At 40.1% G+C, this 16,479-nt stretch carries 11 protein-coding genes; 1 reads left to right on the top strand and 10 read right to left on the bottom strand.

The annotated features are described in order from the left end of the window. The first annotated feature begins 26 nt into the window (after positions 1-26). Positions 27-2,384: an ATP-binding protein gene (locus ABVT42_RS04940; protein ID WP_353873858.1), complete on the top strand. Its 2,358-nt coding sequence runs from the start codon at positions 27-29 to the stop codon at positions 2,382-2,384. Positions 2,385-2,527: 143 nt separating this feature from the next. Here the strand turns inward: ABVT42_RS04940 and accD are convergent, their stop codons facing one another. The 10 genes from accD to ABVT42_RS04890 all read right to left on the bottom strand — a co-directional run bounded on the left by accD (position 2,528) and on the right by ABVT42_RS04890 (position 16,428). Further along, a complete protein-coding gene (gene accD, locus ABVT42_RS04935) occupies positions 2,528-3,418 on the bottom strand; it encodes an acetyl-CoA carboxylase, carboxyltransferase subunit beta (protein WP_353873859.1) in 891 nt (296 codons plus the stop codon). A 312-nt stretch (positions 3,419-3,730) separates the two neighbouring features. Next, positions 3,731-4,525: a tRNA pseudouridine(38-40) synthase TruA gene (gene truA / locus ABVT42_RS04930; protein WP_353873860.1), complete on the bottom strand. Its 795-nt coding sequence runs from the start codon at positions 4,523-4,525 to the stop codon at positions 3,731-3,733. Between the two features lie 70 nt (positions 4,526-4,595). Then, entirely contained in the window at positions 4,596-7,154 is a 2,559-nt protein-coding gene (locus ABVT42_RS04925) for a motility hub landmark protein FimV (protein ID WP_353873861.1), read from the bottom strand. A gap of 344 nt (positions 7,155-7,498) precedes the next feature. Then, the gene (locus ABVT42_RS04920) at positions 7,499-9,256 is read right to left on the bottom strand and encodes an acyl-CoA dehydrogenase (RefSeq protein WP_353873862.1); all 1,758 of its coding nucleotides are present in this window, start codon (positions 9,254-9,256) and stop codon (positions 7,499-7,501) included. Positions 9,257-9,428: 172 nt separating this feature from the next. After that, the gene (locus ABVT42_RS04915; RefSeq protein WP_353873863.1) at positions 9,429-11,114 is read right to left on the bottom strand and encodes an alanine/glycine:cation symporter family protein; all 1,686 of its coding nucleotides are present in this window, start codon (positions 11,112-11,114) and stop codon (positions 9,429-9,431) included. Between the two features lie 99 nt (positions 11,115-11,213). Then, entirely contained in the window at positions 11,214-11,549 is a 336-nt protein-coding gene (locus tag ABVT42_RS04910; RefSeq protein ID WP_353873865.1) for a pentapeptide repeat-containing protein, read from the bottom strand. Positions 11,550-11,742: 193 nt separating this feature from the next. Beyond that, a complete protein-coding gene (locus ABVT42_RS04905) occupies positions 11,743-12,873 on the bottom strand; it encodes a sodium ion-translocating decarboxylase subunit beta (RefSeq protein ID WP_353873943.1) in 1,131 nt (376 codons plus the stop codon). A 22-nt stretch (positions 12,874-12,895) separates the two neighbouring features. Further along, complete coding sequence (gene oadA / locus ABVT42_RS04900) at positions 12,896-14,695, bottom strand: sodium-extruding oxaloacetate decarboxylase subunit alpha (RefSeq protein WP_353873866.1); 1,800 nt, start codon at positions 14,693-14,695, stop codon at positions 12,896-12,898. A 9-nt stretch (positions 14,696-14,704) separates the two neighbouring features. Continuing rightward, positions 14,705-14,932 (bottom strand): OadG family protein, encoded by a 228-nt coding sequence (locus ABVT42_RS04895; RefSeq protein ID WP_353873867.1) that lies wholly within the window; start codon positions 14,930-14,932, stop codon positions 14,705-14,707. A 230-nt stretch (positions 14,933-15,162) separates the two neighbouring features. Next, complete coding sequence (locus tag ABVT42_RS04890; RefSeq protein WP_353873868.1) at positions 15,163-16,428, bottom strand: Calx-beta domain-containing protein; 1,266 nt, start codon at positions 16,426-16,428, stop codon at positions 15,163-15,165. Between the last annotated feature and the right edge of the window lie 51 nt (positions 16,429-16,479).

The raw sequence follows: 16,479 nt of genomic DNA, 5'->3' as shown, positions 1-16,479 counted from the left end.
AAACCAACTTGCAATTTTCAGTTCGAATGCTCAAATCAACTTACCTATTTGCTAGTATTGTGTTGCTTCTGGTAATTACTGGACTGTATGCTGATCAACTGAATAATCAAAATCACCTTATCAATCAACAGCAGGCTGTCACCTCGCAACTCAATGTTATTCGTGCAAAATTAGAAGGTAGAATTCATTCAAATCTCCAATTAATCAATGGCTTAGTTGGATTAATAGTCAATGAACCGGATCTTACTCAGGAGAGATTCGGGCAATATGTTACGCCACTATTTAAATCAGAAAATCAACTCAGAAACATTGGAGTTGCCCCAGATATGGTGATTTCAATGGTATACCCGCTCGAAGGAAATCGCGGTGCGATAGGTCTGAATCTAGCGAAGAATGAAGCACAGCGAGAAGAGGCGTTACGCGCAGCCAGAGAAAATCAAATTGTTATTGCAGGCCCTATCAATCTGGTTCAAGGTGGACAAGGCTTGATTGGCAGAATTCCGGTAAATATCGATATCGAAGGTAAACCAGTATTCTGGGGACTGATATCTGCGGTAATTAATATTGATGCGCTTTATGAAAAAAGCGGACTGCACGATACTGAACTTGGTTTAAAGCTAAGCTTGGCAAAGCGCAATAATGAGTCGACTAGTTTTTTCTTTGGGAGCGACGCTATTGTTAACTATAAACCCACAGAAGTGCGAGTCTTGCTCCCTAATGCGGAATGGGTATTAATGGGATCACCAATTCAAGGGTGGGAAACACTTGCGCCAGATGCCTGGTTACTGCGCAGTTTTTTTGCTTTCATTATTTTAGTTGTCACTATTCAAATCATTTTTCTTGAAAAGCGTAAGCGTTTGCTAGAAGTTGAGCAAGCACGACTAAAAGCATTATTCGAACTCTCTCCGGTGGGTATTGCACTGAATAAGTTTTCTGACGGGAGTTTCATTTCGGTTAACCAATCTCTGTTATCGTCAATGGGATATTCTCTATCGGAGTTTCTCACCAAAAGCTACTGGGATATCACCCCAAAAGAATATAAGGCACAAGAAGCCGAACAAATAAAATGCTTAACTGAAACCGGTAAATATGGCCCATACCAAAAAGAGTACATTCACAAAAATGGTCATCGTTTTCCTGTTTTACTGAAAGGGATATTACTCAAAGATTCTCAAGGCGAGCAATTTATCTGGTCAATCATCGAAGATATCAGCGAACGTTTAGCTTATGAAACTGAATTGATTCAAGCAAAAGAGCAAGCAGAAAGTGCCGCTAAAGCTAAAAGTGAGTTTTTAGCAACTATGAGTCATGAAATTCGCACACCATTAAACGGTGTCATCGGCATGCTCGACTTATTATCTCGCAGCCCATTAAATGATAAGCAAATTAACAAATTGAAGATCGCTAATAGTAGCGCGCAATTTTTGTTGGTTGTTATCAATGATATTCTTGATTTTTCTCGAATTGATGCGGGCAAACTTGAACTGGAAAACATTACTTTTCATGTCGACGAGTTATTAGACGAAATTAGCAATACCTTCAAACCAGAAGCACAAGCCAAAAAACTGTCACTAATTTTAGATAAACAACCCGTCGAACATGCAATACTCAGCGGAGATCCCAATCGCATTAAACAAATATTAAATAATCTAATTGGTAATGCAATAAAGTTTACTGCTGAAGGAAGTGTGACCATCAGTTATAAAGTGACTCAAGTAAAATCGCGCTGGTGTTTGCAAATAACCATGCAAGATACTGGCATTGGTATTCCCAAAAAAGATATACCCTTATTATTTAAAGCCTTTACTCAGGTTGACGCCAGTACAACTCGAAAATATGGCGGTTCAGGATTAGGACTTGCCATTTGTCGTAAACTGGTTGAAATGATGGATGGACAAATTAACTTAACCAGCGAAGAAAATAAAGGTAGTCGCTTTTCATTCTATTTAATACTGGACAGCGGTGATGAAAAAGAACTAAAACCTGGTCACACTCTGTCAAAAGAAGATTTATGTACGCAAGTTGTCAACTCTCAAGGTAACAAAATTCTCTTAGTGGAAGATAACGAATTCAACCAGGAAGTCGTGGTGATGTTAATGGCAGAAATCGGTCTTGAAGTAGCGGTTACTAATTCAGGTAAAGCGGCAATCGATTGTTTGAAAGCACAACCGGATGTTTACCAACTGATATTAATGGACTGTCAAATGCCTGAATTAGACGAATATGAAGCCAGTGAGCAAATACGCGATGGCAAAGCTGGCGAAAATTACCAAAATATTCCAATTATCGCGTTAACGGCCAATGCAATGGCTGGCGATAGAGAAAAGTGTCTAGCGGCAAGGAATGAGCGATTATTTAACAAAGCCTGTATGGTGAAATACTGATTAAAAAGATTCAGCTTTGGCATGGTAAATCACATTATATGGACGCTTTTCATTGGTACTAAAAATTTCATTAAAATAAAAAACCAGTAATTTCAACAATTACTGGTTCTTCAATCGACTATTTTCTTAGGCTAGCCAATCGATTAACTGGCTTCAGCAACCTCTTCTTCTTCAGCCAGCTCTGGCTGATTTGTCATCTTCGCAAGCAATGCCGCAATTTTATTGCGCATCTGCCGACGATCAACAATCATATCGATAGCCCCATGGTCAAGTAAGAATTCGCTACGCTGAAATCCTTCGGGTAAAGTTTCACGAACCGTTTGCTCAATAACACGAGGGCCTGCAAATCCGATTAGCGCATTTGGCTCGCCAATATTCACATCACCTAGCATGGCTAGACTGGCAGATACACCGCCCATAGTTGGATCAGTTAAAATTGAAATAAATGGTAAACCTTTTTCTGACATTCTGGCCAAAGCTGCACTGGTTTTTGCCATTTGAAACAATGAGATTAGCGCTTCTTGCATTCTTGCGCCACCGCTGGTTGCAAAGCAAATTAACGGAATACCTTCTTTAATACAGATACTGGCTGCGCGTGCAAATTTTTCACCGACCACTGAAGCCATCGAACCCGCCATAAAATTGAATTCAAAGGAACAAGCAACTACTTTCATTCCTTTCAATTCGCCTTTAAAAGCAACCATTGCATCATTCTCACCAGAAACTTTTTGCGCGCTGCTAATGCGGTCTTTATAGCGTTTGGAATCCTTAAACTTCAATTGATCAACAGGCATCAGAGTTTTGCCTATTTCCTGCATTTCAGTATTGTCTAAAAAGCTCAACAACCTTGCTCGAGCACCTATACGCATGTGAAATGAACACTTTGGGCAAACTTTAAGGCTTCGCTCTAATTCAGCTTTATAGATAACCGCATCACAGTTTTGGCATTTAGCCCAAACGCCTTCTGGAACTGACTTTCTGCGGTCTGCTACTGAAGTGGTCCGTTTAGGTAATATACGCTCAAACCAACTCATATATGTCTCTTTGATAATTTGATTTTGGCGATATTCTAACATCCTCTGTTCAAAGGTTAAGGATAAATTAACACCTTCTGGTCTGACCTGATATTTTTTATCAGTTGCACGTTTCGAGCACGAAGTGAATGATGTTGACACTTCATTAAAATATATCAAATTTTGCAGTATATTAGTGAAGAATAAATTAAATTTGGCTTATAAAAAACACCATTAACCACATGTATTTACCTGTGTGAATAAACTTTTAATTTTTCAATTCTGATATATTTGCACTGAACTTATCCAATAACCTGCTGAGCCAAAAAGAAATCATAAAAAACTTTGAGGCAGGGTTAATGGGCCCAATGGTAATTGTGGTATTTGATATTTTTCAGGGTATGCCACTTGCACTAAATATAATCCATCCGGCTTGGCTGTCATCGGGGCTGCAGTGCGATCTTGGACTGCTAATACCTGCTGTACAAATTCAACTGGCTGACGCTGAAAACCAACTTCAACCAGACAGCCCACAATATTTCTGACCATGTGATGTAAAAATGCATTTGCTCTAACATCTATGATTACAAATTCATTATAACGATTTACGCTGATCTCATCGATACGACGAAACGGTGTTGGCGATTGGCAGGATGAGGCCTGAAAGGATGAGAAATTATTTTCTCCAATTAAGGCTTGCGCACCTTGATGCATAAGCTCATGATTAAGAGGTGTACGATACCAGGTTACTTTACCCGATAAAATTGCACTGCAATAACGCGTATTTTGAATTACATAGCGATATCGCCTCGCAAATGCAGAGTGCCTGGCATGAAATTCATCAGGTACTGGCTTGGCCCATCGGACACAAATATCATCCGGCAATTGACTGTTTGCGCCCAGTTCCCAAGCCCTTAATGGCCTTTCATTATTTAGTTGAAAGCTCACAACCTGAGCTGTAGCATGAACCCCTGTATCGGTTCGACCAGCGCAAAATACAGAAACAGAATGATTGGCAATTTTAGATAGTACGACCTCTAAAGATTGTTGCACCGACGGCGAATGAGATTGCCTTTGCCAGCCACAATAGTTTGAGCCCGAGTATTCAATTCCTAATGCAATATTCATCTTTACTTCGATTAAAAAAGGCGGTTTAACCGCCTTTTCTCTAAAAATTATTTATAGAATTCACTCAGAATTAATCAGCTCGATCAATTAGTGCTTGTGCTTCTTCCTTTTGTGCATCAGTCCCTTCTGCAATAACCTCTGATAATATTTCTTTAGCACCCTCAGAATCCCCCATATCAATATACGCACGAGCTAAGTCTAACTTGGTTGCGATTTCATCACCAGCATCACCTTCGCCGATGTCATCATCATCAAAATCGTTATCATCTTCTAGCGCAAATTCGCTATCGTCTTCAATATCTAGCGAAAGATCATCTTCGTTACTAAATCCAATTTCCTCGTCATCTTCATCCAGAACAAAGTCATCAAGCTCAGACTTTTCTTCTAAAGAAAAATCATCATCATCTAACGAATCAAAAGTTTCAGTTACAGCTTCAGAAGGAGGCACTTCCTGAGCATCATCATCTAAATTCATATCCATATCGATATCAAATTCATCATCAGCCAGTTCATCATTATCTATATCAAAACTGTCATCTTCTTCATTCAGATCAAGCGCACTTTCAGCATCATCGATATTGTTATCCGACATATCGACATTGGGAGAGGTATCATCATCCAAATCGATATCATCTTCGTTGAATATATCTTCAGTAGAAGGCAAATCAAATCCATCATCTAGGCCATCTCCAATTTCACCAGACCAAGCGTTTTCTCTCAACTTATTGATTTGTTCATGCCATTCTTCTGCATCTACCGCATGGGAAACTTCTTGAGCCAGTGATTCAAACTTATCTCGATCGTCATTTTCTGCATAGCACTCCATTAGCTTAACTTTAAGATCAGAGCGAATCGGGTTGTCATCAATTGCTTCCAAGAGCAGGTTTTCTGCTTGCTCATACTTTCCGTAAGCAATATAAATATCAGCTTCACCTAATGGATCAAAGTTTTCTTCTTCATTTGTTCCTGAATCCTGCATGCTCTGATCATCCATGTCTAATTCTTCAAGCATATTATCACCGACTTCAGGCAACTCAAAAGTATCGGTTGCATCACCAAGACCAGCACCGGTACTGGTGACCAGATCATCCTGGAACTCTTCGTCTTCCATGCGTTTTCTCATTCGCCAGAATACGGCAACAATCACCAGAATAATGCCACCAATTGCACTCCATAATATAACTGAAGATTCGAGTATTTCATCTAAAAATGATTTTTGAGGCTTGGCAGGGATACTTGGTGTTCTTGTTACTGCCGGCTGATTCGCTTTTGTTTGACTGGCCGTTTCTGTTGGCGATTGGTTGGTTTCATTTGCCAACTCAGCATCATTATTAATTACATCTCTATCTACTATATTGCCACTTTCAGAATTGTCGGTTTGCGAAGATACGGCATCGGTAATTTGGCCATTGACACTGGTAGGCTCCACGGATTCGCTGATTAAGGTCTCATCACTGTCCATATCAGCAGAAAGATTCTGCTTTTCAGAGTCTCGTTGAATCTGACTCAACGCTGCCAGCTCAGCATCTGAAACATCGACAGCCGATCCAGACTGAACTGATTCTAACTTTTTCAATGCATCAGCTAATCTGGCGCGTAACTCATTATTTTCGTTTTGTAGTGTCGCACTTTCTTCTTGCGACTGTGCAAGTTGATTTTGAATATTATTCAATCGCTCAGCCATATTACCCGAAGCTGATTGGCTCGAATTACTTTCACTACTATTTTCTGGCGTGGAAAGCGTTAATCTTGCTTCGTTCGACAAACGACTAGTTGCTCGACTCGATGTTGTATCGGCAATATTTCGTGCCCCGCCACTACGCCACTGGTTATTTTGCATAACAACATCTTGCAAAGCAGCACGATGCGGAACTTGGGAAATAACAGTATCCTCAGGAATAGTCAGCACTTTCCCTTTAAGCAGGTTGTTAATATTTCCATTACCAAAGGCTTCTGGATTAGCACGATAAATTGCAACCAATGTTTGATGTATACTGGCCGATTGGGGTCTAACCTGATTTGCTATTCCCCATAAAGTATCATTTTCAGATACGGGACCATAACTAGTACCACCGGAGTAGTTATTTTCAGGATAGTTATTTGAAGATTGATTTGAATTTGAAGTTGTCGCCGGTTGAGAAGTTACTGGCTTTTTTTTTGCTGCTACGGTTTGAGACTTTTGGATAGTTGATGCCGCAGAGTCATCAAACACAGGCGGATCCAATAAAAAAGTATATTCACGAATGATTCGTCCGTTTGGCCAATTCAATTCTACCAGAAAGTTCATAAAGGGCTCTTTAACTGGCTCGCGCGTCGAGAGAAATACCGACATGCTGCCGTCTGAATTTTTCTTGGTTTCGAATTTGATATTGGTGAGATAAAAAAGCCGTTCTACGCCAACTTTCTCGAATTCAACCATACTGGCCAATGAGGCATGAATCTCATGATCCCCCAAATCACCAGCAGATAACAAACGAATTTCGGCTTTTAAAGGCTGATTTAACCCCGAACTTAGCTGGTATTCGCCAAGGCCTACAGCAAAAACAGCACCAGAAAAAAAACCAACAGCAGAAGTCAGAAAAAGGACAATTTTGCGAAACATACGCGTATTTCCTTGTATTTGAACCATTAAATCTATCTCTCAACAAGCTAAGTGCCGTGTCATCCAATCAAGTGGAGTCAAGCTACAATGTATAATTATCTTGCGGTGTTTTATAACTATTCCATGAAGTTACGGCAAGAAGTTAAGAACTTTCTTTATAATATTGCGATAACTATAGCTTATAATTAGCTTTTTACCAATAGCTAACCGCTCACAAATTGAAATTTTAGTGTGGATTTCAAAGTTGAGCGGTCAGACATTTTACATTCTAGTCAAATCTGCATTTTGGTTTTGCGATAAATTCTACAAACTAGACATTAACCAAACAAAATCAAAAAATTATTCTGTAATTTAACGCGAATGAGTAGTAATTAGATTAATGATTGTTCAGCATCCATATATGGTTGGTAGCCAGTTCCAACCTTTTGACATAATTGGTTGATATTGGGTAATAAATGTTCACAGAAATATTGTCCAGCTAACTGTTTGCGTGCACAAAAGGTTTCGCCTAGCTCATCATTTAACTGATTCAACATTTTTAACCAAAGCCATCCGTATACTAAATAACCAGAGGCATGCAAATAGTCGACAGCACCACCTTGAATTTCGAAGAAACGCTGTTCAATATTTTGCACAATCCATTGACTAGTCTGGCGATGACATTGCAGCGCAGAAGATAGCTGTTGCTGTAACTGATAAGCTGCTGGTAAGCTGGTTTTTATGGCCAACTCAGCATCTATCTCATCATACAACAGCTGCATAAGTTGCATTTTATCGAGACCTACCTTACGAACCAGTAAATCCTGTGATTGGATTCCATTTGTACCTTCATAGATTTGAGCAATTTTTGCATCCCGCACTAGTTGCTCCAATCCCCACTCACGGATATAACCGTGACCACCTAGTACCTGTAAGCCTAAGTTACAGGCTTCATAACCTTTATCGGTGAAAAAAGCCTTGGCAATTGGTGTGAGCAAACTCATTAAACTGGCAGCATTTTCTCGAATAGCTGCGTCTTGATGGTGATATTGCAGATCAATTTGAGTACCCATAAATACCATCAGAGCTCTAGCTGCCTCGGTATGCACTCGCTGTTCCAACAACATGCGGCGAATATCTGCATGCTCAATGATACTGGCAAGTTTTGCAGACTGACTTTTTCCCTGCTTTCTTTCAATCGCATAGTTGCGAGACAGTTGGTAGGCTGTTTCTGCAAGTCCAATACCTTGCACCCCAATAGAAAGACGCTCCAGATTCATCATTGTAAACATACACGCTAATCCCTTATGCTTTTCGCCAATTAAATACCCCTGTGCTTCATCAAAATTCATGACGCAAGTAGCTGACGCTTTTATCCCCATTTTATGTTCAATACTACCGCAGCTAACCTGGTTAGTTTCGGTTAATTCACCATGTTCATTAATTTTAATTTTTGGCACTAAAAATAGACTGATTCCTTTCGGACCAGGCGGTGCATCAGGTAATTTGGCGAGCACCAAGTGAATAATATTTTCTGACAAATCATGTTCGCCACCAGTAATGAATATTTTTGTACCACTGACCAAATAAGAACCATCTGTCTGTTCCGTTGCTTTAGTTTTGATATTCCCTAAGTCGGAGCCAGCATGAGGTTCGGTGAGCGCCATTGTCCCGGCCCAACGCCCTTCAAGCATTGGAGGTAGATATAGCTGTTTTATGGTGTCACTGGCATGTGCACGAATAGCGTGATATGCGCCATTAGTCAGGCTTGGATACAAGCAAAATGAGGTATTGGTTGAAAAAATCATTTCTTCAATCAATAAATGAATTGTTTTGGGTAATCCTTGACCACCATATTCAGGATCTCCCGATGTCCCCTGCCAGCCACTCTGACAAAACTCAGCATAGGCTTCTTTAAATCCGGGCGGTGTCGTTACCTGACCATTTTCAAATTGACACCCTATTTCATCGCCTTCGTGATTGATAGGCAACAATACATTTTCACTGAATTTTGCAGCTTCTTCGAGGACAGTAGTATAAAGCTCAATATCAAATTCGGAAAAACTATCAATAGCACTTAACGTGTTTTCAACATTAAACACTTGTTTCACTAAATAGTTCATTTCCTCTAATGGGGCTTGATAACTCATTACTTATTGGTTCCTTATTATCGTTTATTCAGATCTCAGTATAAGTAAGATCTGAGTGGTTTAACCAAAAAGCAAACCCCACATAACCCGATAAGGTCTAATAAGTGGGGCTTGTTTTACGCTTTATTTCAAGCGTGAGTTATCATTCTAACACATATTTAAAACAACTGTTTTAATCTGCTTGGTTCTTGTTAAAGTGCTCCCAATATTTCGCGACAGTTTGCTTCATGTCTTTATGCAGTAACAATATACCAATGAGATTGGGTATCGTCATTAAGGCCACCGTGACATAGGCGAGATTCCAAATTACCGTAGCGTCTGTAAATGAAGCAACAAAAAAAGCTGCAACATAAACAATACGATAAGGTAAAACTGCTTTAGGGCCAAATAGATAAGTCATTGCTCGATCACCGTAATAAGACCAAGCAATCGCTGTGGTAAATGCAAATAAAAGCAATCCTATCGTAACGACATATTCACCATATTCACCGAAAAATCCATGACGAAATGCTTCAGTAGTTAACCTGACAGAGTGAATCAGAGACTTACCACTAACAACGACTTTTGCATCACCTTCTGCATCTACAATTTTGCCATCATTTATAGCAATAGTGCCGGTATATGGTTCATCATTAATGGTGTATTTAACATCTTCTGCGATTGAGCGGGCGTTAATCAGTGTAATATCAGAATAGTCGGCAATCCCATTAACAATTTCGATTGTTCCCGAATAGTGTTCTACGCCACCCGTTGCATCAGATTTTTTATCGAGATAAGTAAACAAACGTTCAACATCATCTTTATTACTGTCTTTATATTCACCAATCACATATTCCATATCGGCACGGTCAAATGTGTTTTCGTGTTTTTTAGTCCAGACACCAGAACTAAGAATCACTAAACCGGTTAACGTACAAATTACGATTGTGTCGATAAATGGTTCAAGCAAAGAAACCATTCCTTCTGAAGCAGGCTCTCTTCCTCGGGCGCTGGCATGAGCAATGGGTGCCGAACCTTGTCCTGCCTCATTTGAAAACAATCCACGATTAACACCCCGATCAAGTGCGTAAGCAAAACTGGCTCCCAGGAATCCTCCAACAGCAGCGCTCCCGGAAAACAAATCGGAAAAGATTGAAATAAAAGAAGGGACTATATTTTCGATATTATATAAAATGACAGCAAGCGCCCCAACAAAATAGATAAGAGCCATTGTTGGAACAATTTTCTCAGCAACATGCGCTATACGCTTAATACCACCAATAATGACTAATGCCAGCATTACCGATAAAACTGCGCCAACAATCCATTTTTCAAAGCCAAAAGATTCGTTAAGACCAACGGCAATATTGTTAATTTGTGGCATATTACCACTACCAATCGAGCTTACCACTGTAGCGGTAGCAACAATCACTGCTAACCACTTCATGTTGAGTTTTTTCTCCATATAGTACATGGGTCCACCAGCCATAGTACCATCAGCGGTTTTTTCACGATATTTGTGTGAAAGCGTTACTTCAACAAATTTGGTTGTCATACCAAAAAAAGCGGTTGCCCACATCCAAAATATTGCTGCTGGACCACCTAAATAAATAGCCAGTGCCACACCACCGATATTTCCAGTACCCACTGTACCGGATAATGCTGTCGTCAATGCCTGAAAATGGCTGGTATCGCCTGGTGCATCGTCTTTTGAATATTTACCACGCAATATTCTAGTTGCATGTGCAAAATATCGAATTTGGGGAAACCCCAAGTAAAGAGTGAAAATTATCCCGGTGCCTAAAAGAAGTAGTGGAAAATAGTCGGCTGACCCAAGATAAGAGTCAATTGAAAGCAAAAAGCTGTTAATCGCGTCCAAAGTGCTGCCCCTTAATTTAAATGTTATTTGATATTATTCGGGGCATTATAAACTAATCGATAGGGAATTACTCATTCATGGGTCAATTTCACCCAGAGTTCACTGACATCGCATTCTGGTACCTTTTTCTACTGATAACATTATTTCACTTGCAGAGATATCAGTAGGAAATAAACACCCTGATATTTGTGCGGAGGCAATGCTTGCACCGGTTAAGTTTGATTGAGAAAAGTCTATTCCTCTAAGGTCTGCGGCGCGAAAATAGCAACCACTAAAATTTACACCGGCTGCATCCAGCCCACGCAAATCAAGCCCTCTGAAATCACAATCATGAAAATCAATTATCGACTGCCCTGCTTTTTGCTGGTTAAACAGCTTCACTTTTTCATCACGTAATAATTGATAAAGTGGATCCTCAGGAAACCGTAACGGCATGACTTTGTCCTATACACATTTTAGCAATCTTTACTTGAGTATAGTCGGAGTTATTAATTTGTCTAAATTACTAATAATAAAAAATTATATTGAAGTATAGATATTAAACAAAGTAGATGACTCAAATCACTTAAAAAACTTGAAGTAAGTCATCTGCTAGAAATATCTTTTACCTATTTAACAGGAAAAACTACTAACCAACTAATGCTAATAAAACACCAGCCGCAACTGCCGAGCCAATAACACCCGCTACATTGGGCCCCATCGCATGCATCAGTAGAAAATTGTGCGGGTTAGCCTCAAGTCCAACTTTGTTAACAACTCTGGCAGCCATTGGAACCGCAGATACACCGGCAGCACCGATGAGAGGATTGATTTTGCTATTGCTGACTTTCGATATAAACTTCGCCATTAAAACACCACTTGCCGTTCCAATTGAAAATGCGACAGCGCCCAACAGTAAAATACCAATAGTTTCCCAATTTAAAAACTTATCCGCAGAAAGCTTTGACCCGACTCCCAATCCTAAAAAAATGGTCGTAATGTTAATCAGTGCATTTTGTGTCGTATCTGATAGGCGATTAACCACGCCACTTTCTTTCATCAGATTACCAAAGCAAAACATACCAATTAATGGCGCGGCCGAAGGTAGCAATAAGATGCAAAGAGCTAATACGACTAAAGGAAAAAGAATTTTCTCTCGCTGAGAAACTGGGCGTAGCTGCGTCATTTCAATCGCCCGCTCTTCTTTAGTTGTCAGCAAACGCATAATTGGCGGTTGAATAATCGGTACTAATGCCATATAAGAATACGCCGCAACAGCAATTGCCCCCAGCAAATCTGGCGCAAGTTTACCGGCTAAAAAAATGGCAGTTGGTCCATCAGCTCCACCGATAATGGCAATCGCAGAAGCATCCTGAATGGTCCAATTGATTCCTGGGACAGCATTCAATGCGAGTGCACCAATAAGTGTTGCAAATATACCGAACTGTGCCGCCGCACCTAGAAACAATGTTTTTGGATTAGCAATTAAAGCACCAAAGTCAGTCATTGCGCCCACCCCCATAAAAATGATTAAGGGGAAAACGCCAGTATCTATACCAATGTTGTAAATATAGTAAAGTAACCCACCGTCATCTGCGATACCTGCAACAGGAATATTGCTTAAAATCGCGCCAAAGCCAATTGGCAACAACAGTAACGGCTCAAATGCTTTGGCAATCGCTAAATAAAGTAATAATACGCCGACCAAAATCATGATTAGGCCGGGAATCGTAAAATTTGCTATACCGGTGCTGTGCCAAAGTTCAACTAACCCTTCAATCATTTTTCTTTCAACCCGTCACTTAAGCCAAAGTAATCAGTTCATCACCTAAACTGACAGCATCACCCTGTTTCACCAGAACGTTTGATACTTGGCCAGATTGAGCAGCACGCACTTCAGTTTCCATTTTCATCGCTTCCAGAATAATAACAACATCACCCTCGTTCACCCTATCTCCTTGTGCTACCTGAACTTTAAATATGTTTCCTGCTAATGGCGCTTTAATCACAGTGCCGGTTGCACCTTCACTTTTTGCATTAGGCTGTACTAATTGATCAGAGCTTTGTTTGATTTCAGCAATCACACCACTCGGTGCAACAGTGACTTGGTAATTTTTACCGTTAACTGACACGTTATAAGATTCTGGTTCAGCTTTATTCGACGATGAGGCCAAAAGTTGATTGTCATTTGGCACAACTGGCTTTTGTTCCTCACCAGTTGGTACGGGTTCAAAAGCAGCAGGATTATTGCGATTTTTAAGAAATTTAATGCCTATTTGCGGAAATAATGCATAGGTTAAAACATCATCTATTTCAGCATCAGCAAGTGAAATATTTTCTTGTTGTGCAATAGACTTTAATTCTTGTTGAAGCTTTTCCAGCTCGGGTTCAAGCAAGTCAGCGGGGCGGCACGTAATGGGCTTTGCACCATTTAAAACACGGGCTTGTAATTGTGTATCAACTGGCGCAGCAGTTGCACCATACTCACCTTTTAAAACACCAGCCGTTTCTTTACTGATAGTTTTATAGCGCTCTCCAGTGAGCACATTTAATACCGCTTGAGTACCAACAATTTGTGAAGTGGGTGTGACTAGCGGAATATAACCTAAATCTTTTCTAACGCGCGGGATTTCTTGTAAAACTTCGTCCAGTTTATCACCAGCGCCTTGTTCTTTGAGCTGGTTTTCCATGTTGGTTAACATGCCACCAGGCACCTGAGCAACTAAAATACGTGAATCAACGCCTTTAAGACTCCCCTCCCATTTTGCATATTTTTTGCGAACTTCTCTAAAATATGCCGAGATTTCTTCGAGCGCGGTTAAGTTTAAACCGGTATCTCGTGGTTGATCTTGAAAAATAGACACGACCGACTCTGTCGCAGAGTGACCATAAGTCATACTCATAGAGGAAATACTGGTATCAACGGTATCAACACCAGACTCTACCGCTTTGGTAATTGTTGCTGTACTTAAGCCAGTGGTCGCGTGAGCGTGCAGCGCAATTGGAAGATTCACCGTTTCTTTTAAGCGTGATATCAATTCTTCAGCGACATAGGGTTTGAGCAGTCCAGCCATGTCTTTAATGCAAATGGAATGTGATCCCATGTCTTCAAGTTGTTTTGCCATATCCAACCACATCTGTATGGTATGCACCGGACTGACGGTATAAGAAATTGTTCCCTGCGCGTGTTTTTCATTTTTTACTACGGCTTTAATAGCCGTTTTTAAATTACGCATATCATTCATCGCATCAAATACGCGAAAAACATCCATACCATTTGCCGCAGCTCTATCGACAAATGCCGTTACGACATCATCAGCATAATGTCGATAACCTAAAATATTTTGCGCTCGAAAAAGCATCTGCTGTTTCGTTTTTGGCATCGCTGCTTTTAAACGGCGTAACCTTTCCCAAGGATCTTCCCCCAGAAAACGGATACATGAATCAAAAGTTGCCCCGCCCCAGGATTCAATCGACCAATATCCTATTTCATCTAGCTTTGCTGCAATTGGTAGCATATCGTCAATACGCATACGCGTAGCAAAAAGCGATTGATGACCATCACGTAATACCAATTCGGTAATTCCGAGTTTGCTCGTCATGCTGTTTCCTCAGTTTTTAGTATTGTTTTGCCGATAAGCATAAACAGCCGCAGACACAGCCGCAACTTCATCGTCGTTAATTTGTGCTGTTTTCTTCGTAATCGGTGTAGGCTCCGGTTTTGCAAAACGTTGCAAAAAACCGGTAAAAAAGACAAGGATAGTTAAGAATATGAAGACTGTACCCATGCCTGTTAGCATGAGTATTACCCCATCAAATATTAAGTTAGACTCGTTCATGCGCGCAAGTTTAATTTGTAAGTGATTAAAAACAAAATAACTCTAACTAATATCGCATAATAATAGGCTAAAAAGAGAATAATGTTAGGAATATTTTACTCAATCCCACCGTCCAATATTACCAGGGCAACATTTAAATCTTTTTCACAAATAGAATTTTAACGCTACGCAACAAAAATAATCAGGCTTCAATGGAAAAACCTGTTCAATATTATTTTGGTTTTAAAGTTTTAACGCTGTGTGCGAATCAAATGTAACAGTCCCCAAAAAATTAATATGAAATTTAAATAAAATACAGAGCCCGCCGCTGAGTATTCGGCTTCAGTTTGGTTAGTTGAGGGCGGTTCTTCACCAGGCTCTTCATTTTCTTCTTCAACAACTTCAGTACCATCATCATCATTAATGACAACAGTCACCTGGCTTGGATTACCAACTACTGCACCGTTGGTTGGATTGGTTAAGGTTAAATTGAACGTTTCTCTCGACTCTTCAGCTGTATCATTAATCAGGGATAAATTTACCGTTTGTGATTTTACCCCCTCATCAAATGACAAGGTTTGCATTAGAGCAACATAGTCAGAATTAGCATTAGCTGAAATATCACTTGAATTAATATCAACAGTAACAATGCCTGCGGCTCCGAAAGTTCTTAACACCGTCACCTGCAGTACATCATCAGATTCAGAAACAGAATAACTGACCGCACTAAAAAGAAAAGTACCAGGCTCATTTAAAACTTCATCATCTTCAATGGTGACTTTAGTTTGTGTTTGGCTACCTAATACAGCGCCGCCATTAGCTTGATTTAAAGTGACCGTAAAAACTTCGGCGCCTTCGAACTGATCATCATCAATTAAAGTAACTGAAATTGTCTGACTTGTTTGCCCTTCGGCAAAAGAAATACTGTCACTTTGCAGAACAAAATCTTCTCCCCCAGTGGCATTATCCATATCTATTGCAGCAACCGAATAATCGACCGTCACTTGACCAGTTGACCCCAGATTACGAGTAACTGTGATTGAAAGCGTCGTTTCCATTTCAGAAACACTTATAGTTGGGGCTTGCATCTCAATTAAACCAAAATCGCCAGCGGGTCCGATTGCAACAATCCAATCATACAAAATTGCAAGATCAGCCTGACTAATCATCTCCGCATTAAGCGGCATAGCAGCACCACAACCAGGATTTTGCATCGACACTTTTCGATATAACACTGAGTTAGCTGGATCACCCGCAACAACCCTTTTTAAGGCAGGATTACATACAGCATTAATATCGATCAGCTGTTGTTCAGCAGTGAGTGCATCAGATAATGATAAAGAGCCGCTCGGAGAATTCCCCGAATGACAACCAGTACACCCATTATTTTCGAAAATGGTCTGCACATTAGCGGGAACTTCGGCAGCTAAATTTAAGCTAGCAATCAATCCAAATACTAAAATTAACCTCGCAAAGATACGATTAACCAAGCTTTTTTCAAAATATAAGTTGAGCATTTATTGCCGCCTCTTTCACAATTCTATAATTATCTGGCCGACCAAAAGACA

It is taken from the genome of Aliikangiella maris (assembly GCF_040719265.1).
Classification (GTDB): Bacteria; Pseudomonadota; Gammaproteobacteria; order Enterobacterales; family Kangiellaceae; genus Aliikangiella; species Aliikangiella maris.
The sequence above is the reverse complement of the archived record's forward strand: the minus strand, read 5'-3'. Positions and strand labels throughout refer to the sequence as shown.

Excerpts from the sequence above, each read along its gene's own strand:
- truA (WP_353873860.1), bottom strand. The coding sequence starts at position 4,525 with ATGAATATTGCATTAGGAATTGAATACTCGGGCTCAAACTATTGTGGC.
- ABVT42_RS04910 (WP_353873865.1), bottom strand. The coding sequence starts at position 11,549 with ATGCCGTTACGGTTTCCTGAGGATCCACTTTATCAATTATTACGTGAT.
- ABVT42_RS04890 (WP_353873868.1), bottom strand. The coding sequence starts at position 16,428 with ATGCTCAACTTATATTTTGAAAAAAGCTTGGTTAATCGTATCTTTGCG.
- accD (WP_353873859.1), bottom strand. The coding sequence starts at position 3,418 with ATGAGTTGGTTTGAGCGTATATTACCTAAACGGACCACTTCAGTAGCA.
- ABVT42_RS04925 (WP_353873861.1), bottom strand. The coding sequence starts at position 7,154 with ATGGTTCAAATACAAGGAAATACGCGTATGTTTCGCAAAATTGTCCTT.
- oadA (WP_353873866.1), bottom strand. The coding sequence starts at position 14,695 with ATGACGAGCAAACTCGGAATTACCGAATTGGTATTACGTGATGGTCAT.
- ABVT42_RS04895 (WP_353873867.1), bottom strand. The coding sequence starts at position 14,932 with ATGAACGAGTCTAACTTAATATTTGATGGGGTAATACTCATGCTAACA.
- ABVT42_RS04920 (WP_353873862.1), bottom strand. The coding sequence starts at position 9,256 with ATGAGTTATCAAGCCCCATTAGAGGAAATGAACTATTTAGTGAAACAA.
- ABVT42_RS04940 (WP_353873858.1), top strand. The coding sequence starts at position 27 with ATGCTCAAATCAACTTACCTATTTGCTAGTATTGTGTTGCTTCTGGTA.